This is a genomic window from Bradyrhizobium sp. 35, assembly GCF_023073215.1.
GTDB lineage: Bacteria > Pseudomonadota > Alphaproteobacteria > Rhizobiales > Xanthobacteraceae > Bradyrhizobium > Bradyrhizobium canariense_D.
In genome coordinates, this window is record NZ_JADPJC010000031.1 from 1 (window position 1) to 19355 (window position 19355).

17 protein-coding genes and 4 pseudogenes are annotated in these 19355 nt (G+C 58.8%); 11 read left to right on the forward strand and 10 right to left on the reverse strand.

Annotated features, from left to right (window positions below):
* The 4 genes and pseudogenes from IVB36_RS06060 to IVB36_RS40360 form a co-directional block, all read right to left on the reverse strand.
* A partial coding sequence (locus tag IVB36_RS06060; protein ID WP_247390905.1) for a transposase occupies nucleotides 1–288 on the reverse strand: 288 nt, incomplete at its 3' end.
* A 52-nt stretch (nucleotides 289–340) separates the two neighbouring features.
* Nucleotides 341–1099 carry a hypothetical protein gene (locus tag IVB36_RS06065; RefSeq protein ID WP_247390908.1) on the reverse strand — a complete coding sequence of 253 codons (759 nt, stop codon included), beginning with the start codon at nucleotides 1097–1099 and terminating at the stop codon, nucleotides 341–343.
* 883 nt (nucleotides 1100–1982) lie between these two features.
* Nucleotides 1983–3009: pseudogene (locus tag IVB36_RS06070) on the reverse strand (IS110 family transposase).
* Nucleotides 3010–3084: 75 nt separating this feature from the next.
* Nucleotides 3085–3267: pseudogene (locus tag IVB36_RS40360) on the reverse strand (IS21-like element helper ATPase IstB); the annotation flags it as partial.
* Nucleotides 3268–3732: 465 nt separating this feature from the next.
* Here IVB36_RS40360 and IVB36_RS06075 point away from each other — a divergent pair.
* Nucleotides 3733–4524 carry a Crp/Fnr family transcriptional regulator gene (locus IVB36_RS06075; protein ID WP_247390910.1) on the forward strand — a complete coding sequence of 264 codons (792 nt, stop codon included), beginning with the start codon at nucleotides 3733–3735 and terminating at the stop codon, nucleotides 4522–4524.
* A 279-nt stretch (nucleotides 4525–4803) separates the two neighbouring features.
* Here IVB36_RS06075 and IVB36_RS39920 read toward each other — a convergent pair whose 3' ends face one another.
* Together IVB36_RS39920 and IVB36_RS06090 are read right to left on the reverse strand one after the other, a co-directional pair.
* Entirely contained in the window at nucleotides 4804–5286 is a 483-nt protein-coding gene (locus IVB36_RS39920) for a phasin family protein (RefSeq protein WP_085352703.1), read from the reverse strand.
* Nucleotides 5287–6162: 876 nt separating this feature from the next.
* Nucleotides 6163–6417: pseudogene (locus IVB36_RS06090) on the reverse strand (hypothetical protein); the annotation flags it as partial.
* Nucleotides 6418–6647: 230 nt separating this feature from the next.
* Here IVB36_RS06090 and IVB36_RS06095 point away from each other — a divergent pair.
* Nucleotides 6648–6920 carry a hypothetical protein gene (locus tag IVB36_RS06095; protein ID WP_162847239.1) on the forward strand — a complete coding sequence of 91 codons (273 nt, stop codon included), beginning with the start codon at nucleotides 6648–6650 and terminating at the stop codon, nucleotides 6918–6920.
* 12 nt (nucleotides 6921–6932) lie between these two features.
* Here the strand turns inward: IVB36_RS06095 and IVB36_RS06100 are convergent, their stop codons facing one another.
* On the reverse strand, nucleotides 6933–7679 hold the full coding sequence (locus IVB36_RS06100; protein ID WP_085358734.1) for a response regulator transcription factor: 747 nt from the start codon (nucleotides 7677–7679) through the stop codon (nucleotides 6933–6935).
* A gap of 198 nt (nucleotides 7680–7877) precedes the next feature.
* Here IVB36_RS06100 and IVB36_RS06105 point away from each other — a divergent pair, with 198 nt between their 5' ends.
* Nucleotides 7878–8117, forward strand: a complete 240-nt coding sequence (locus tag IVB36_RS06105; RefSeq protein WP_247390912.1) for a hypothetical protein — start codon at nucleotides 7878–7880, stop codon at nucleotides 8115–8117.
* Nucleotides 8118–8645: 528 nt separating this feature from the next.
* The gene (locus IVB36_RS06110; RefSeq protein WP_247390914.1) at nucleotides 8646–8987 is read left to right on the forward strand and encodes an H-NS histone family protein; all 342 of its coding nucleotides are present in this window, start codon (nucleotides 8646–8648) and stop codon (nucleotides 8985–8987) included.
* Nucleotides 8988–9045: 58 nt separating this feature from the next.
* Here IVB36_RS06110 and IVB36_RS06115 read toward each other — a convergent pair whose 3' ends face one another.
* The gene (locus IVB36_RS06115) at nucleotides 9046–9225 is read right to left on the reverse strand and encodes a hypothetical protein (protein ID WP_247370053.1); all 180 of its coding nucleotides are present in this window, start codon (nucleotides 9223–9225) and stop codon (nucleotides 9046–9048) included.
* A gap of 767 nt (nucleotides 9226–9992) precedes the next feature.
* Nucleotides 9993–10298: a hypothetical protein gene (locus IVB36_RS06120; RefSeq protein ID WP_247370057.1), complete on the reverse strand. Its 306-nt coding sequence runs from the start codon at nucleotides 10296–10298 to the stop codon at nucleotides 9993–9995.
* 310 nt (nucleotides 10299–10608) lie between these two features.
* Here IVB36_RS06120 and IVB36_RS06125 point away from each other — a divergent pair, with 310 nt between their 5' ends.
* From IVB36_RS06125 to IVB36_RS06145, 5 genes and pseudogenes are all read left to right on the forward strand, one after another.
* Nucleotides 10609–11469, forward strand: a complete 861-nt coding sequence (locus IVB36_RS06125) for a YqaJ viral recombinase family protein (RefSeq protein WP_247390934.1) — start codon at nucleotides 10609–10611, stop codon at nucleotides 11467–11469.
* Nucleotides 11453–12603 (forward strand): annotated as a pseudogene (locus IVB36_RS06130) (ERF family protein). The gene IVB36_RS06125 and the pseudogene IVB36_RS06130 overlap by 17 nt, the downstream one beginning before the upstream one ends.
* Nucleotides 12600–13232 carry a hypothetical protein gene (locus IVB36_RS06135; protein WP_247370062.1) on the forward strand — a complete coding sequence of 211 codons (633 nt, stop codon included), beginning with the start codon at nucleotides 12600–12602 and terminating at the stop codon, nucleotides 13230–13232. The pseudogene IVB36_RS06130 and the gene IVB36_RS06135 overlap by 4 nt, the downstream one beginning before the upstream one ends.
* 776 nt (nucleotides 13233–14008) lie before the next feature.
* Nucleotides 14009–15061, forward strand: coding sequence for a hypothetical protein (locus tag IVB36_RS06140; RefSeq protein WP_247370065.1), 1053 nt, complete (start codon nucleotides 14009–14011; stop codon nucleotides 15059–15061).
* Between the two features lie 277 nt (nucleotides 15062–15338).
* Nucleotides 15339–16085, forward strand: coding sequence for a methyltransferase domain-containing protein (locus IVB36_RS06145; protein ID WP_247370068.1), 747 nt, complete (start codon nucleotides 15339–15341; stop codon nucleotides 16083–16085).
* A 111-nt stretch (nucleotides 16086–16196) separates the two neighbouring features.
* On the opposite strand, the gene IVB36_RS06150 is transcribed toward IVB36_RS06145, so the two are convergent.
* Nucleotides 16197–16808: a GNAT family N-acetyltransferase gene (locus tag IVB36_RS06150; protein WP_247370071.1), complete on the reverse strand. Its 612-nt coding sequence runs from the start codon at nucleotides 16806–16808 to the stop codon at nucleotides 16197–16199.
* 142 nt (nucleotides 16809–16950) lie between these two features.
* Between IVB36_RS06150 and IVB36_RS06155 the strand changes: the two genes are divergently transcribed.
* Complete coding sequence (locus tag IVB36_RS06155; protein WP_247370074.1) at nucleotides 16951–18825, forward strand: HAD-IIIC family phosphatase; 1875 nt, start codon at nucleotides 16951–16953, stop codon at nucleotides 18823–18825.
* Entirely contained in the window at nucleotides 18812–19054 is a 243-nt protein-coding gene (locus tag IVB36_RS06160; protein WP_247370077.1) for a phosphopantetheine-binding protein, read from the forward strand. The genes IVB36_RS06155 and IVB36_RS06160 overlap by 14 nt, the downstream gene beginning before the upstream one ends.
* Nucleotides 19055–19355 lie beyond the last annotated feature (301 nt).

A 19355-nucleotide genomic window follows, 5' to 3' on the forward strand; every position in this document is an offset into this window, starting at 1 on the left:
GGAGTCGATCGACAAAGCCACTCGGTCCTTGCCGCAGCGGGCGAGCGCTTCAAAGATCGCCTGCCAATGTCCGCGCTTAGCCCAGCGATTGAACCGATTATAGATCGTCGTGTAAGGGCCATAGTCGGACGGGCAATCGCGCCAGCGTGCGCCGCACTGGAGCATGTGAATGATACCGCTGATAATGCGTCGATCGTCTTCGCGCGCCGGGCCGGTCTGGTTCGTTGGCAGATGCGGCTCTATCTGAGCCCACTGCTTGTCGTTGAGCCAGAACAGTCCTTTGCGCATCGAAGTCCCCCGTGCCGAATCAACTTAGCACCAGGGAATCAGAACTCGCTAATTAGGTACAGACCCTAATCCCGCTCGCAGCGAAACTATCGTTGCCGCCGGCCGCATGACCGGCCATGTCGCCGCCGGCGTCACCATAGAGATAGTTGTTGTACTCGGATCCGCTCGCAGTGAAGCTGTCATTGCCGCCCCGGGTATGCCCGAGCAAGCCTCCGCCAGCGTCGCCATAGAACACAAAGCTGCCATCCGGTCCGATGTGACCAACGAATGTGTCATTACCGCCGACCGCACAATTGATCAGGTTTCCACCCGCATCTCCATACACGGTAATTGTTTGATGTCCGCCAGCAGTGACGCCGAAGTTGTCGTCACCACCCTGGGACTGACCAGACAATGTTTCGCCAGCGTCGCCATAGGCATTCACCCTCACTCCGGGCGTAAAGACCAGGGGCAATTCGACATTGAACATGTCATTGCCCACAATGGCCCAGTCCGAAATGTTGCCTCCAGCATCACCGTACATATCCAGGCTGAAGGTCTCGCCGGGAATGATAGCGGACGCCGATACTTGAGCGGACAACGTGTCGCTGCCGCCCCGGGCATGATCAGAAATGTTTCCGCCCGCATCACCATATTGGCTTCCAGAGCCGGACGTCAGCAACGTGTCGTTGGCGCCGATCGCGCGGCCGAGCAAGTCCACGCCAGCATCCCCGAACAGTGTGTTTGTCGGATCGGAACCAACCAGTGTTTGCGCTGCGCCATGCTGTCGTCCCGTGAGTGATCCACTTGTGTCGCCAAAGAGAACAGCCATGTGACCCTCCCTCGTGGTCCGCAGGTTGCCGCGGAGATGCGTCCCAATGACTTACAACGTTTCGTTGTTACGATTAAATCACATTTTTAAACGAATTAAATCATGTATTTGAAATCGACAGCTATCGTCACGAGCGAAGGTTCTAGCCCGGATTGATCGAATTCGGGGCCAATGCAGTACCGTGCCGAGTCCGCAACGTCTCTAAAACGGGGGGCGTCTCTCAACGTGAGCAGCCCATTCGGCATTCCGGACTTTTTCACGCGGGTTTTGACGTTGGAAGGTCGATGGCGTCCAGCTCGGATCATCGGGCGCAAAGACGTGCAGATTGCCTCGCGTTCGAGAGAGTCCTCCGAAACCCGAGCGCCGCAAACGCTCGCCCGATCAAAGCTCCCGGTGTACTGCGGGATGATCCGGTTCTTGACCTCTTCACCCAGTGCTTTTGCCGCCCTTCCGGTATGGCCGATCGCGTGCTTAGAAGGCCCGAGCGCCTTGAACATTCTTCTGGAGGAGATCGGCCCTTTAATTGCGGTTTGTTGTCAAGTTACCATTCTTCCTCTCTCCAGTGACACGCCCGTAGCGATTGCTCCGTCGGAGCTGGTCAGGTTGCGGAGACGGAGCGATCGCGGATGGCGAGACGATTGCCTAGCGGGATTGGCAATCGACATCGTTGGCGGCTTCAGCGAGTGGGTTGATGTCGTAGATGGGGTCATGGTCCTTTCCGAGGTCGCGAGCGCCTCATGATGATGTCCGGATCGGGCGCCTCAACGTCTGCAGCGGAGTGCGGGCGAACCGCCACCAGCCGATTGACCGAGGTCACCACAACCACCGTCCCAGCGGGACATCGCCAGTCCGGCGGACCGGACCAGGAACTTGCGAGCAAATATTAGATTGGCTTCGGCTGGACCCAGTCGAACGATGTGCCATCGACCCAGATGCAGTGGAGAATCACGGCGATCTTTCGGGCAATTGCGACCTTTGCCTTCTTCATGCCGATCCGGTTGGCGAGCTTCATGCCTCAGGCCTTTAGAGAAGACCACTTTTTGGTTCGAGAAAGAAGGACAGTGGCGGCCTCGAACAAGTAAGTTCGGAGAAGCCGGTCGCCCCGTCGAGATATCTTTCCGTTGGTGTCGGTTTCGCCGGATTGGCTACGTCGCGGCGTAAGGCCGAGGTAAGCGCCGACTGTCGACGCCGATCGGAAGCGCGAGGGATCATCGATCGTGTGGCGGAACGTTAGGGCCGTGACGACGCCGACACCCGGGACCGTCATCAGTCGCCGCGTCGTCTCGTCCAGCTTCGCCAACTGGCGGACCTCGTTGTCGAACTTTTCCTGTTCTCGACAGATGTTCTCATGGATCGAGAGCAGCGGCGATATCACGTTGAGGAGTAAATGATCAGCGCCTAAGAATTCGCTGACCTGGTTGCGGAACTGTTGGCCGATCGCGCGAGGGAATAGTAATCCAGATTCCTTGATCAAGCCACGAATCTGGTTCTCAATGTCTCGGCGCATCGACACTAGCCGAGATCTGGCGACAAGGATCGCTCGGATCTTTTGCCTTTCCTCACTTTTGACCTTGACCTCTCGATACCATCCCACTCGCACCAGTTCTGCAAGGCTCGCGCATCATTCTGACCGCTCTTGTTCATACGGACCGACAAAGCTGCGTGCGCATGCCGAGCGTCGATGCAGACCACCGGAAGCTCAACCCTGCGGAGTTCATGCCATAGCCAACTCGCCATCGCACCCGTCTCGAAGCCGATACGCTCGGCTTGAGGCGCATGTTGCGAAGCAGGTCGGTCAAGGCACCAGGATTAGACTTGGCTTTTCCTTCGAAGATTACTTGGCCAGTCTCGTTGACAACGCATACGGCGGTTTCTCTCTGTGAGACGTCCAGCCCGACGTACTGCTTCATGGGAGCTCCTTCGAATCAGGTGATTGCGAGGGCTCGACGATAATGCGGCTTGCATGCCACGAGCGCCGACCGCAATTACGTCATCGTTTGCAAATTTGCCCCCTCATCGGCGTCCAATTTTGACCCCTTTGCGCGGCGGGGTTTGCTGGTAGCGCTCGTCTCGTCGGAGCTGGCCGGGATAGCGGAGGCGAGACGAGCGCGGGTCGCGTGATCGTCGTCTCGGCTTTTGAACCGCCAGCTATCGTTGCCGGTCTCGACGTGAAAAGCCGTTTTAATTCGGTCTTCTCAAACCGTGGATCGGCCTAAGGCTTTGCGAGGTGCGGTGGGCGGGGCCCAAACCTGGGACCCGCCTGATTAAGAGTTTAGCCACGAGTTAAGAACGTTCAATGATTAGGCAGTCGCCGCCTGAGCATATTCGGCCGAAAATTGGCATCCGTCCCACAGGCATAGAGCGTCCGCTCCGAGGACACTCTTCCGGTTCCCGAGAAGGCGGACGAGCGATAGGCTCGGCCGACATCAACTGCAATGCCCGCGAGCCTGCCGGTCTCCAGTTGGCGCCAATCGCAGGATCTCGCGGGATCGTGCGTGGCGGTGCCGTCGCACACGCACGACTCCCAATTGGAACCATATCTCCGGTGACCGATTGGATCGCTGTTGAGTAGTGCAGACCAGCTGGCACCAGCCGGCACCACCTAGCGCCGGACATCGGTGGGGACGAATCCCATGATGGACCACGCGACCAGAGTTGGTAATCGATTGTTAGCAGCCTTGCCGTCGGCCGATTTCGCTTTGCTTGCGCCTCACCTGCGGAAAGTCGTGCTCGAGCGCGACGCCGTACTGGTCCGATCGGGAGATCGGATCGAGCACCTTCTCTTCCCCTGTGGCGGCGCGATTGCCTTCATCGTGGACTTGCCGAACGGGCAGACTGCCGCCACAGCGGTGATCGGTCGTGAAGGTGCGATCGGTCTAACGTTGGCGCTTGGCACATCCCACTCATCTGTGACGGTAGTCGTCCGCGTACCAGGGCCCGTGCTGCAGATTCCGGCGGCGCAATTTTTGTCAGCTCTGGGGCGCAGCCCCGCCATCGCATCCATGGCGCAGATTTTCACGAGATCGCTGCTGACGCAGGTTCAGCACGTCGCGGCTTGCAATGCACTGCATTCCGTCGAAGCCCGGATGGCCTGCTGGCTGCTTCAAATTCACGACCGGGCGAATAGCAGCAATCCCCTCCCTTTGACACAGGAGACTATGTCGGAGCTACTGGGGGTCCGGCGCACCACGGTCACGCATGTTGTGAGGGCATTGCGCGCGTCTCGAGCCTTGAAATCCAACCGCCGCGGTCAGCTCGAGATTGACCGGCCGCGGCTCGAAGCCGTGGCATGCGAGTGCTACAAGGTGATGAGCCGCAGAATCGATCGGATCGTTTCGCGTGGCGCAGCAGGACTTATTCACGCCGCGCCGGCGCGAGACGCCTGCCAGCCGCCCGGAAACCGACTATCCAGGGCAGGCTCGTAGACCCAGGGCTCTCGCGCGAACCACTCGTGTGTAGCCGTGCAGACCCGGCAATAGGTGCGCGAAAGAATACCGCGCTGCAACGAAACCTTTCGCGATCGGTTTCGATACCCGTCGAAATGGCGTCGCCCGTTTCCGGGCATTTGATCATCACCACACCCATCTTGATCTCCTGCAACCTGTTGCGCGGTCAGGGCACGCTGCCCCGCCATCGACTAGACCGAGCGTCCCCTCGTCGCGGAGATGTCCGTCCAGTCGAACCGCGCGGCCGGTAGCCTCGGTTCAGACGGTCTTGTGAAACACCCTATTGAAGCTGGTCTTGATGGGCTCGGTCGTCTCGATCGCAACTTTCTGCGCGAGCTCCCAGAGCTCCCGATTCTGTGCGGAGACGACTTCGAAAGCCTCGCGGCTTCGGGCGGTCGAAAGATGCACGATATCCAGCAGCGACCTGGTCTCAGCGAGCCGGGATAAAAACTCCAGGGTGGCCCTGGTATTGTCTTTGGAAATCTCGATGACCTTGGCACCGTAATCGACGGCCCCTCTGGCGTTCATTGAGCAGGCTTCACGGAGAATGTCGCTGATCTCCTCGGAAGTCGCTTTCATGCTCGCGATATTTTTCTTGGTCTGTGCGGCGCCCTGCTCGGCGAATCCACGGAAGAGTTCCTGGAAATTCAAAAGCGGCAAATCGATCCTTGGTTTTGCACCATTCGTATTCTCATTCACCGGATCGGCCTGCGTTTCGACTTTCACATTGGCATCATTCACGAGCTTTCATCCTTTCAAGCGAAACTAGTTAATGGATTGAAGACTCACGTACTGCGCCAGAAAACCAGCGCCCCTGTTCTCGGCGTGACCGGAGGCTGCTGCGGATGAACCGCTCGCCCCCTGCCGAAGCCAAATATGATCGATTAAATTCGAAACATCCGTTCGCTTTCGGACTCTCACTGAAATAATTTGATGGGTTGCGACCAGGCGGAGCTTTAGATCTGCGACGTTGCAGCGACCGCTCGGTTGCACTCTGAGCTTGCTCGTCGTCTGAGATAGCCGGACTGGCGCCGCTCGCGCTGATGGTTCTCTTCTCGATCCACCCGGTCCCTGAGACTCTCAAGTTCTGCGAGTTGAGAGGCAAGGGCTTCGAGACGCTGGCGAAGAACAGCGGCAGGGTTGTCCACTCGAGCGCAGATTTTCATGTGAGTTCTCCTAGCAATATGTCCGCGAGAATTCCGCCAGCTTTGACGTGGGCAAAAAAAATATGCAATCAAAGGAAAACGCGACTAATTCGGCATGCTGCGTTGCCGATGACGATGCGGCGGCGCGTTAAAAAAGTACTCATGTGCCCCGGCGCGCGGCACGCTCCATTGGGTCTGGCTGCTCAGCTTGCAACAACAGCGGATCGAACCGTTGTTAAGGCTCGGAGCGGGTTGCGCTCGAAAGTCGAGTGGCGGCTCGCTCGCACTCGGGCTTGTGCCTCCGCTCGTCGTCTTCTTCATCTGCACAATCGACCCCTCCATATGCGGCCGGATTTCCGGAGTTCCCTCCCGTCGCGAAAGGTCCTTCGCCACCGGTCGCTCCGCCCGATCTGCCGCCCCCGCCGGATGGCTTTCCAGCAGCAGATGAGCCACCACGGCGCCCCCCAGGTCCGCCACTACCTCCAGGTGACCCGCCGCCAGAGGACCCCGAGCCCCCAGAGGACGGACGATCGTTGTCGAAGAATGACTGGTCCCTGTCATCGCCTTGCGTTGCTCCGTTCTGTCCGCCTGAACGTGCGATGGCTGTCGAGGTCAGCGAGGTCGACAGCAGCAGCGTCATGACGGGGGGTGTCACGGCCGCGAATCTTCCGCAGGTTTTCAGGAACGCCCGCCGGTCGTCATCTTCATTGCCACTTTGGCTCACGATGCGCTCCCCTTGATTTAAATTTACTTTATTGGTATTATATATTAAATAGACTTTCAACCAAAATTTTGTTTGATTGCGAGGCGTGCGCCGCCGGCAGACTGCCAGCATTTCCATGGCCTTTCGGGCTTGCTAGCCCGTTGCCGGAGCCCCAATCGAGAGTATCAAATTAATATTTAATATGCATATATCTGATTAGCTGGGTCAAGAGCAGCGCACGACGGATGATTGCCATGCCACTGCAATTTCACCGGCCAATCGAAAACATGGAGATCTGGAGCGCGAGCGGCGATGGCTTCTCGTTTGTGATCAGCCTGGAGAGCCCTACCGGTCCAGGCTTTCACGGACGCTTCGGGTATCTGGCGAGTTGGCGACCACTCTACGAGAACAACGGCGCGATCAAGATCAGCGGGTCGCCCTTCCGAACATTGGCTGAGGCCGAAGGAGCCTGCCGCAACATGGCCGAGCATCTGCGCGCCGCAACCGATGCTCACCGCCCAGCATGATGCGATGTCCAGCTAACGCGTACGTTCCGGAAGGACATTGCTACGCTTGACGTCCTCGTCGTTTCGAACCGACGAATCCTGCTGTAGTAGGCCGGAAGGGGCGAGTTCACGTGCGGCCGCATGTTGCCCGTTTTGCGAAATTGCAAATGCCGCGAGAACTGTTCGATTGCTGATATCGAGCTTCTGGAAGATGTGGTGAAGGTGGACTTTGATCGTACCATCGGTAATGTTCAGGAAACGCCCAATCTCCTTGTTCGACAGCCCCTCCGATACAAGTCTCATGATCTGCCGTTCCCGGTCGGTCAGCTGCGTCGGAGCCTTTTCCTCACCGATGTGAGACTCCCCACGGACCTCGCCACCTGTGCACGGCGACCGCGATGCCGGCCCCTGGCGTTCCGCAACCTTCCTCAGGGTCGCGACCAGCATCTCCGGCTCAGCATCCCTCGTGAGGACGAGGCAGGCGCGGCCCGCGGCCAGCGTCTGCGACCTTTGATCGCCGGCCTTTTCAGCGAAGAAAATGACCCGGGTACCTTGGCCAGCGGTGTTTGCGATAGCCAGAATGTCAGGTCGACTGATACTGGGCATTGCAATATCGACCAGTGCAATGTCGGGCACCAAAAGTCGGATGGCCCCAATGCAGCTTGCAGTATCGCCGCAGGCGGCCACGATCGCGAAATCGCGCTGCGCCGCAAGGACGCTGCTGATCCCCTGCAAGACGATCGGGTGCCGATCCGCGATGACGACTCTGATGCGGCGCATGCTTCCCCTGCCTATTCCTGATACCCCGCGCGGCAGTTTTTATTCCTGCATTCACCTCAAGACGCGCGGGAAGCACAACAATCCGTTCTGCCAAAATGCCGCACTGTCAATTCGTCACGGCGATCGGCAACGCATGATGGCCACACCACTGTAACTCGCTTTGAGAATGCGTGCAGCACCGTAGGATTGCGGTCCTCCATGGAAAATCCGAAGCAGTCGATTCATCTACAAAACAGCGCCTTCTCTCCTGGCTATGATCTGCAAAACTCTCCCGCAGATCTGGCGGTCCAGTATGTGGCTGCCTGTCAGGATTGGTTAACCGCCATCAAGCTCATCACCGACCACTTATTACGAACGATATATAGTCACATTCACGATTCAAATCTAACATTCGACAAACTTGACCGGAGCGAGGCAGCTGAAAGCCTCGCCCTATAACACGAAGAGGAGGCTCAAAAAGTAATACTATTCATCCAACATCAATATGAGGAGTGGAAATTTTCCAACCATTAATCAGACGTCGCGAACGATAACGGCTCTGCTTCGGCAGTAGCACCGATGAAAACCTGGTCAGCAAAGTTCGGGCGACATTTTCGCTAACCCGGCAAACTTCAATCTGCGGTCACGGGACATCGCTGGTAATGAGTAGGTGGTCATATGTATTCTTCGGCTGTTTTGCGGCAAACGCATGAATCTCTGATCGTTCAATTCACCGAATTGCAGAATTTACGTAGTCGCGTGTCGATGGCCGAGCAGCGCTTGCTCGGCCCGAGGCGAAGGGTCCGCCGGCGGAGACCGGCTGGGAGGCGACCGGCCGGTCGAAGGCACAGGCCCGGCTGGTAGCGCCAAGAAGTACCGCACTGCACACTAGAGTTCTGTGCGCGGGCCGATCAGGCTTGCCCGACGGGGCTTCGACCTGATAAGCCCCCCTCCTATTTCAAATCGGAAGTAGTGGGGACGGCTTCCATGGGGAACGAAGAGTGGGCATCCGCGACCACAGCTGAGCTGTGGCGGCTTTACGATGAAGTGACGACTGTTCTTAGTCGGAGAATGGTTGCGGAAAAAGCCAAGCTCGAAGAGCGGCTTCGCAGGATCGAGGGAACTTCCGGGGCCCCCAACGGGGAACGTGCGCGCCGCCCCTACCCGCCCGTGCTGCCGAAGTATCAAAATCCGAAAAACCCGTCCGAGACCTGGTCCGGTCGTGGCAAGCAACCCCGCTGGCTGAAGGCGCAGCTCCGAGCCGGCAAGAAGCTGAACGATTTGTTGATCAACCGTTCATCCAGCCACAAGCGCCGCCGCACCGGTTGAGCCCCGCGACGGTCGCACGCCGTAGACACTGCTATGGCGCGGCTGTCCACAGCAACATCTAGCGATCGCGATCCTCTTTATTGTTCGGACTGCCGTCACCGCCGCCGTTGCCGTAGCCATTGTTGCCATGAACAATATGACCGCCTGAACTGGCTATCGCGGTTGACGTAAGAGAGGTGGACAGCAACAGCGTCATGGCAGGAGGGGTGACGGCGGCAAATTTTCCGCAGCTCTTCAAGAACTCACGACGATCTTCGCCTTCGCGTCGAGTTGGGTCATCGGCTCGTCCTTACTGCATTCCAAAGCCCGATCCAGAGGGTAAACCCGAATCATGATTCCCTCAAATTAAATAAGCTACGCACGTGATTTAATTTCCGGGGGGCGACCCGGCATGCGATCCATGGCCTAAAATTCCCTGGGAACAGGGAATTTTACATGGAAAACCCATGTCGCGGGGGCTATTTGGCCAACGGAATCCGACGAAAACACCTGCGCCTCCAAGCTATTGCGGCAATTTATGGCAAATCCATATCAGGGAAATCTCTGATGTGATCAGGGAACGGGCGCGCGCTAAACAGGGAAAAACCGATGCCGGCGAGCGGCCGAGCGTTCTTCGATTCAAGGCGGTTGATTGAAGGCAGGCCGGGACCGCGAAAATGAGAACTTAAATAATTGAAATCACCAAAATATAATTCTAGTTTTTGAAAACGGTGGTTCACCCGGGCAGGCACCTCATTTCACTCCGCGAAAGCTGTCGATTTCTTGATGGACGCCGTACGGGTCCATTCACGACGGCGCAAATGGGCTTTCTGATGCATTCAAAGCTCGATCCCAGCATGTCTGATCACAATTTGGACCAATGCTCGGCCTTCGCGCGCGAATTCTTGCGAGCTCTGGCAGTTCGCAAGGTCGGGCGAATACCTGGATTAGCCGGGATGTATACCAGTCCGTCCGGAAAATTCCGGAACGAAGCCAATTTGCTCGCGTGCCCTCTCCCTCGCTTGGTCAGAGGGCCCGAAGTGCGCGTTTGTGTTTCGCCAATGCCGCCCGCTCATAGCGCTCGAGATTGTTAAGGCGTTTCACGCCGGCTGGGACGGGCCAGTTCAATAGCGTGGCTAACAGATCGTGGCGGAGGCTGCGGATGCGTAGCAGCGCGAGCTTGGAACGTGCAAGGGCCATCAGTAGGTCCGGCAAAACTTGATGCCCCAGCCCCGAAGCAATCGCGACCGCGAGATTCGCCGCCTCGGCAGGATCGCTGATGGCGCTGCGCGCCAGCCCATGACGCAGCGCGTTGCGGCCTCGTCTTTCCATCCGCCGTTTTCGGCCCCGTGCTGCGCTTGGCGTTGCTGCGATTGGCTTCGATTTGTCGAATTTACGCCATGTCCGAGGCCCTCGGCTGATGCTGATGGTGGCGGCCGGAAGCTCGCTCCAACGCATTGACAGATCGAGGATTTTCGAGCCCAAAGAACAGCAATTTTGCTGCAGAAAGGACTGGCATTCCCGCGCAAAAGGAGCGTTAATCATTGGACCGGCCGGCGGGTCCTTGGCCCCGGTCTCTCCCCTCGCAGTGGCGGGGGTTTTGGTGGTGCGGCGGCAAGCCGCGTCAACCCAGGAGAGACCGGTGACCACGATTGCAACCGACGGCGCCGAGGCGCCACATCGTATCGTCAAGTTCGACCCCATCGACCGGCGCGCCTTTATCGGCGGCTCGGATGCGCGCATCATCATGGGCCAGGACCAGGACGAGCTCATGCGCCTGTGGCAGGAAAAACGCGGCGAGGTCCTGCCGCAAGATTTGTCGCGCAACCTGATCGTCCAGCTTGGCAGTGCCACCGAAGACCTCAACCGCAGCTGGTACCAGAACGCCACCGGGTATGTGATCACCGACATCCAGAAGCGGGTGCAGCATCCCGTCCATGCCTGGATGGCGGCCACCCTGGACGGCATCGTCGCGCCGACCGGCGCGGTGTTCGAGGCGAAGTTCATGCTGCCCTGGGCTTTTAGCGAAGAGGCCGCGGCCGACAAGCACATGGCGCAGCTGCAGCACAACATGTGGGTGGTCGCCGCCCGCGCCGCGGTGCTCTCGATCATCACCGGCGGCGGCAAGTGGGTCGAGATCACCGTGCATGCCGATCCGCTGTACCAGCACCTGCTGCTCACGGCCGAAAAGAAGTTCTGGCGCTGCGTGCAGAGCGGCGAGCCGCCGCTGCTGTTCGGGATCGAGACGCCTCGGCCGCGATTGGCCGCCGTGAAGGTGGTCGACATGACCGCATCCAATCTGTGGGCCGAATGCGCGGCGACCTATTTGCGCACCCGCGAGGCCCATAGCGAGCACGAACTGGCCAAGACCGAACTCAAGAAGCTGCTGCCCGAGGATGCCAAGGAAGCGTTCGGCCACGGCATTCGCGCCAAGCGCTCCAAGGCCGGCGCGATCAGCTTTGATCCGGTTGAAATGGAGGCCGTCCATGCACCGGGCCAGTGAGCATATCGGAGCGATCGCAGCAGCCTTGGCCCGCGCGCAAGCCGAACTAACCAATCCGGAAAAAACCCTGACCGCTCAGATTCGCTCGCCATTTCTGCGCGATGACGACCGCACCTTTCGCTACGCCTCGCTGGCCTCGGGCCTCGACATCGTGCGCAAGACCTTAAGCCAGCAGGAGATCGCCGCCATCCAGAGCACCCGGGTCGAGGGCAGCACCGGCCACATCCATCTCACCACCCTGCTCGCCCATTCCTCCGGCGAATGGATCTCCTCGGACTGGCCGGTCTGCGCCGCACGGGACATCGAGGCGCCGCACCGGATGGGCGCGGCGCTCACCTACGCCCGACGCTATGCCCTGTTCGCGCTGGTCGGGATCGCCGGCGAGGATGATCTTGACGCCCCTGATGCGGCCGCTGGTCCCCCCGCACCACCTAACCTCAAGGCCTCGCCCGGCAAGGGCGCTCTGAACCGTGCCCCGGTGCTGCGGCCGCGCGAGTCCGCCGCACTCCGGGAGCAGCTGTTGCGCCAGCTCGAAGCGCTGCCTGCCAGTACCGATCTGCTCAGCTGGGCCATGGCGAGCCTCCCGCTCAAGAACAGCCTGCAGGAGCCGGATGCCCGGGTGGTCGAGGCTGCTTATCAGGCCAAGCTTGAGGACGTTGGCCGCGCTCAGACCGAGCAGACGGCCGACTTGATTGGCATGCCAAGCCTGCCAGCAGCGCCTGCAGCTGACGCCGAGACCGCACTGCAGCCAGCGCTACCCGAGGCCGGGCTCGCCCATCCCAAGGAGCCGTCCCGCAAACGCAGCAAGACGTACCTGTTGTTTGTTAGCGGGCAGCCCTGCCTGGTGTGCCGGCAAACCCCGTGCGATGCCCATCATCTCATCATCTGAAATTCGCTCAAGCCCGGGCGCTCGGCCGCAAGGTCAGCGATGAGTTCACTGTCCCCCTGTGCCGCGCGCATCACCAGGAGCTGCATCAGCACGGCAATGAACGGGCGTGGTGGGCGAATCTGCAGATCGCGCCGTTGCCCGTGGCGCAGGAACTGTGGGCGGCGAGCCCCGTCCACGATCCCGCCAACGTCGCCGTCAGCGCCGCGTCGCTTGCGGCAAACCTGGATTCGGAGGCCGCCGGATGAACGGTCTGTTCCAAACCGCGCGCGAGCTCACCGTCACGTCGCTGCCGGTCGAGTTTGAGGCCTTGGCGCCCCCGCCCCTGCTGCTGCCGGGCGAACACCTCGAACACTACCAGGCGCTCCGGCAGGCGATCTTTGCCGATCTCGCGCCGCGGTCCGCCATCGAATGGCTCCTCGCCATTGACGTCGCCGAACAGTCCTGGGACATCCAGCGCTACCGCATGTTGCGGCATAAATTGCTCGAGACCTATCGCCAAAAGGCGGTTGAGGCGGCGCTGCGGCGCATCGATCTGGTCGGGATCGATTCCGAGTTCGAAGCGAAGGCCGAGTCCTACACGCGGCAGAATGCACTGAGCTGGCGGTGTGATCCCGTCGCTGCGACCGAGATCGACGCGCGGCTTGCGACCTATGGCTTCGACCAACACGCCATCACCACCGAAGTCTACGTTCAGGCGCGCGAGGTCCTGGTCCTGTTCGAGGGGCTGCTCAACGCCGCACAAACCAAGCGCATGCTGCTCCTTCGCGAGATCGGGAATCCACGCCTCGGAGGTGGAACGATGCGCGGCCGCGCTAGATTTGGTTCGCCGTCTCCAGATCCGGTACGGGTCACGCAAAAGAACCGCGCACGCTAGGACGGCTGCCAAAAAGCGCAGGACGCGCGCGTATTACTTCAGGCTCTCGAATACCACAAACTTGAACGCTCTAAGAATCCAGCCGAAACCGGGTCGGCCGCGGCAAGCAGCCCGATGGCTGAAGGCGCAGCTTCGCGCCGGCAAGAAGCTAAACGACCTGTTTATCAACCGCTCATCCGGGCAAAAGCCCGCCAGACTGGCTAGCCACGGGTCCGGGCGCTGGCGGGCGGTCGCCTATGGCCGCCGGCGCCACTTTCAGCCGTCCTCCTTGCCGTTGGGACCGCCGTCCCCCGCCGCCGCTGCACTTGCCGTTTTGCCTTGCACAATCTCCGCTCGAACCACAATGGCCGCTGAGTTCCTATAGGTGGAAAGCAACAAGGTCATCACCGGCGGGCTCACGGCGGCAAATCTTCCACAGCTCTTCAAGGTCTTCACTGTCAAGGCGGCTCATCGGCGTGATCCTGCAATCATCGGTCAATGAAAATTACCAGCCTACCCGTGGCAACGTTGCGTTCGCTGGCGGCCATGCACGGAGACACGACGCGCACCAATGTCCGCGACTGCGTCCCATCAGGAGCGGGCCACCTCCCTTTCGGGAATAATACAGTATCCGCACGTTTGACATTCTAAAAATAAATCCAGTATAATTTTAAATTACTTAGTTTTGAATTAACTTCGCTCATAAGCCTGTTCAGCGCGTAACGAGCCCTGGGCAGCCACACATACCGCGCACCAAAGCTCCGCTCTTTCCAAATAGAGGAAGCGAAAGGCAATTTATGACCCAAATCGAGGCTGGAGCAGCGTTCAGGCAATTGCGGTCTGGCTTCAATACGGCCTTCCGCCCAGGATTCTCGCTGCCGCGTCTGGGAGCCCTGATGAGCCGGGCCCTTACGGACACTCTCCTGGACCTTTCGGAACTAACAGTTCTCACCGAGGCTGCGACCGGCGCGTACGCCGTGACGGCCGTCCTCGCAGCGATGGCTGGGGCCAAACACGTCTATGCCTTCACGAGACCTACACGGCACGGCACCCCGGCTGACGCCAGGCAGCAGACTCTGGAGCTTGCAGATTCGGTCGGCGTGGCCGATCGCATCGACGTCTTGGAGCAGATCACCCCGGATATCCTCCATCAAACGGATATCGTAACCAACAGCGGCCATCTTCGGCCTCTTACCGCCGCGCTCATTGATAAGTTGCCAAGGCAGGCCGTCATCGCCTTGATGTTTGAGGCTTGGGAATTCCGCCCCAAGGACCTCGACATGGAAGCATGCTTACGGCGCGGAATTCCAATTGTCGGCGTGAACGAGCGTCACCCGTCAGTGGATGTCTTCTCGTTTCTCGGTCCGCTGTGCGTGAAGCAACTCCATGATTGCGGTTTGTCCGTTTACAGGAACCGCATTGCGGTGCTGTGCGACAACGACTTTGTTGACTCGCTCCGCGCCGGTCTCGCGAGCTCCGGAGCGAGCGTGGACATCTTCGACAACGTCCAGGATGTGTATTGCGACGAGTGGGACGCAATCGTCGTCGCGCTACGTCCGACGGCTGAGCCGCGCATCCGTTCGCCGGAAGCAACGCACCTCGCTGCCTGCGCACCCGGTCGTGCCATTATTGTGCAGTTCTGGGGCGACATGGATCGGACTGCATTGTCAGAAAATGGATTGGGCGCTTGGCCAACAACGCCTCCGGCATTGGGGCACATGGGCATTCTGCTGTCGGAGATTGGCCCTGATCCGATCGTGAGGCTGCAGGCAGGCGGCCTTCGCGCTGCCGAGTGGGTTCGGCGCAGCAGAGCTGTTTCGTCTGACGGATTCGCGCAGATCGTTACATAGGGCGGACAGCAAGCACTACAGCTCTAAATAGAATTGCAAGAAGCTGATACATCAGGGCGGAATAACGGTCGTGCATCACGCAAAAATACGAAGGCGCCCACGATTCAGTTACACAAGCAATAATCGGAGGGCAGTGTATTTAGATCAGTCCGCAAATTGTTTAAATCGAATATCAAATCATGCGAGAAACCGGAGGCGGCTTACGAATGCAGGCCCGGTCTTGCCCACACCCGTTTCAGCTCCAGTCTCCTCAGCGGCTCAATAAGGATGACCTTCTATGGCTAACTCTCGAAATTTTTTGGAGCAGATCAGCGGCGAGTATTTGACGCCTTCCATCAATCTCTCGGTAGATCAAAGACTCATGATGCTCGTTGCCGATCACGTCATTCGGAATCTGCCGAGCGTCGAGGGGCGTGTCCTCGAGCTAGGGGTGGGCCTTCAAGTGTGGACCCCAATGTTGTTGGCGAAATACAGCGATGTCACTACCGTAGACGGCGCCGCCTCGCTGCTCGACAGAATGAAGAACCAACTTGCAGGATTGGAGTGCGCGTTACGCTGGCACTCCGTCCCTAGCATGTTCGAGGATTTCACGCCTGCCACACCGTTCGATCTCGTCTTGGCGACCTATGTTCTCGAGCACGTGGACAATGCGAAGGCCGTGATTGAGCGCGCGCGAAAGCATTGGCTGACCAGAGGAGGCTTGTTGGCTGTTGCGGTTCCCCAAGCAACCAGCCTGCATCGCCGGCTGGCGGTTCATATGGGCTTGGCTCAGCACCCGGCTGAGCTTGGGGATTCTGATCGTAGGCTCGGCCATAAGCACTGTTTTACCCATACCCAGATGGAGACTTTGCTAATCGATGCCGGCTTCAGGATTCGAGAACGTCAAGGGATGCTCACCAAAGCGTTGCCCAACGCGTTGCTCGCGAATTGTGACGATCGACAGCTTAAGGGCCTTTTCGATCTTGGTCTGGAGTTGCCCATAGATTATGCTGCCGCAATCTATTTCCTCGCAGAGGCTGTTTAGTCAGCCGGAGGGTCGGCGAGCCCGGGAATCGTCATCAGGTAAGCAATCTCTGATTCGAGATCGTTGCACTCCTAAATTGGGCGATATTGTAGCTCCCGTGCCAGTACAGAGTTAGTCTTCGCGTGCATCGAGGAGGAGCGCCGACCAAGCTTGTTTCAACCGCGGATAATCCTCGCGCGACATCCGAAACGTGATTACGTCGTCACCGTTCCACCACGCGTTGTGAGCGATCTCTTCAATCTGAAAGCCGAGCCGGATATGAAAGTTTTTCGACGAACGATTCTTGCTTTGCGCCTTTGCTAGAACCACCGAAAGCCCTAGTTGCTCGAACGCGAACGTGAAAAGCAAATCGAATATTTCGGCAAGGAACAGCCGAGCGCCCGGATCGACGATCAGCCGCGCCACTTCCCCGCGTTTCGCCGCGAAATCCAGATTCGTGATAGCTACCGTGCCGGCCGGTTTTCTCGAACGTTTGAACTCGGCAATGAGATAATAGTCGTCCGCCCTGGCCTGATAGTTTCGGAAGAACTCTTCCTGCTGGGTCAGGGTCAGCTTTTCCCGGGTCATGAACTTGCCGAGAACGGGATCGTTTCGCCAAGCGATTATTTGCGGGGAGTCCTCCAGCCGGACCTCGCGGAGGACAAGATTGTTTCCTTCAGGAAGTCGTTTGAGATTCTCAGCCTTGGTGGAAAGCGTGCCCGCGCTCGGCAACTCTAGCTTCATATGCCCCGCCATCTATTGATTTCACCGTATTTTTAATATTTAAATTAATTGACCAGAACGTTATCATTATTTAATATGAGAGGCAATCATATGCTGCTGCTCTCCTCGAGGGAGGCTCGCTATTCTCGCTGCTGCACCCGTCTTGCCGGACCGGCCCGTAAATGATGCCGAACTTAAGTCCCTAGCGCTGTCAGGCGACGCCGCATTCTGGGGACATCTCGCCGCCCGCTCGCGGCAAGCGGCGAGTTTTTCCGAGCTGTTCTTTCTTTCTACGCTTCGAAAAAAGGCGAAGCTACGGACGGGCGAAAGTGTCCAGCCAAGACTCCGCCTCGCCTTGATTGGCGGCTACAATCTTTATCCGCTGCACGAATTGGTGGAACATCTCCTGGCTATTCGTGGAGTCGCGTCCGAACGTTTCCTCGGCGAGTACGATAACTTCGTCTCGGAAATACTCGACGGCTCGAGCCCGCTATACGCCTTCAAGCCGGATCTCGCCTTTATTCTGCCGAACGCGAGAAACTGCCGGTTTTCCGGCTCGCTCCTCGATGCCGTGGAACTCCAGCGGGAAGCTGCAGTTGGAGCCGCGGAGCACCTCCTCAACCTCGCGCAGACTTTCATCGCACGCTCGGGTGCGGCGGTGATTCTCGCCAATCTCGCGCTGCCCGGCGATCCGGATCTCGGCTCGTTTCGTTCACGCACGCTTGGCGCCGATTGGAGTTTCCGCAAGGCGGTAAACCTTGAGCTCGGGCTCCGGGCCCCGGCGGAGGTGCAAATCTGCGACGTCGAGTTCCTCTCGGCGCGCCGAGGGATCACGGCCGCACAGGATGCGCGAGCGTGGTATGAATCGAAGCAGCTCGGCTCGCCGGATTTTCTGGTGGACGTCGCGCAGGAGCTAAGCCTTCTGGTCGCCTCCCGTAAGCAAGACCCCAAGAAGGTGCTGGCAGTCGATCTCGATAACACGCTCTGGGGCGGCGTGATTGCGGAGGATGGCGTCGAAGGAATCGAGCTTGGCGACTCGTCTCCCCGCGGCGAAGCTTTCAAGGCTTTCCAGAAGTACCTCCTCGCGCTTTCCGAACGCGGTGTCCTGCTTGCGGTATGCAGCAAGAACGACCATGCGCGCGCGGTCGAGGTATTCGAGAAGCATCCCGAGATGATTCTCCGGCTGGAGCACTGCGCGGCCTTCAAAGCCAATTGGAACCCGAAGTCCGACAACCTGCAGCAGATCGCGGATGAACTCCGCCTTGGCCTCGACAGCTTCGTGTTCGTCGACGACAACCCGGCGGAGATCGAGATCGTGCGCCAGTTTCAGCCCCAGGTCGAAGGTGTGCTGCTCGGACCGGATCCCGCCGAATTCATCGGTCGCCTCCAGGCCGGGCGCCATTTCGAGCCACGGAACGTTACCGAGGAGGATCTCGGGCGGACGGCGCAGTATAGGCAGGAACAGCGACGTACGGAGCTCGCAGCGAGCGTAACCGACATGCCAGCCTACCTCGCCTCGCTTGAAATGCGAGGCACGATCAAGGAGTTCGACTCGCTCGACCTGCCCCGCATTGCCCAGCTGATCGCGCGCAGCAACCAGTTCAACCTGACCACGGTCCGTCGATCCGAAACTGATATCCACGGTCTCCTAGGGAAGCCGGACTACCGGAGCTTCACGATGCGGCTCGAGGATCGGTTCGGTGATTCCGGGCTCATCTCCGTGGTCATTGCAAAGATCGAGAGCGGCGTCTTCGTTCTGGATACCTGGCTCATGAGCTGCCGCGTGCTCAAGCGCCAGGTCGAGGACGAGATCGTGAACGAGATTTTTCGGCTTGCAGAGATCGCCGGCTGCGCAAAAGTGCGCGGCATTTATCTTCCGACGGAAAAAAATGGCATCGTTGCCGGAATCTACGAGGAGTTTGGCTTCGTACGTACGGAAGACTCCGCCGCCCGGAAGGAATTCGAGCTCGAGGTGGACAAGTATCAGATGCGTTCGACAAAGATCCGCATGACCAGGAGGGCTTATGAAGCAAGATGAAGTACTGGGGAAGTTGCAGGAGGTGTTCGACGGCATCTTCCTCGAGAAGGTCGCGGCCAAACCCGAGCTGTCGGCGGCCGACGTCGAGGAGTGGGACTCGCTTATGCAGATATCGCTCGTCATCGCCATCGAGCAGAAGTTTCGCGTACGTTTCCGCGTTGGCGAAGTCGAGGCGGCCCGAAATCTGGGTGAGTTCGCCGATCTGATCGCAAAGCGGATGGAGTCATAAGCTGAACATCGCGCGCGTGTTCGAGGCTGGCAAGCGAGCTACGCGCCTGCTTCATCGAAGCTTTTGGCCACGCTTGCCTCCTGATTGACACACGCGAAAGTGGTGAACTGCGCTCGTGACACGCGCCAGCTCCCTTCAAGATCAACAGAAGTTGACGCGAGGGCTTTTCTCGAACAGCAAAAATGCAGCTTCTATTTAATTATTTTTTATGTTATTTGATTTATTAATACGAATACTCCGCGCTGACGCTGCAACCCGCATAGGTCGGCGGCAAGTTTAGATCGCAAGCAATTACGCTGAC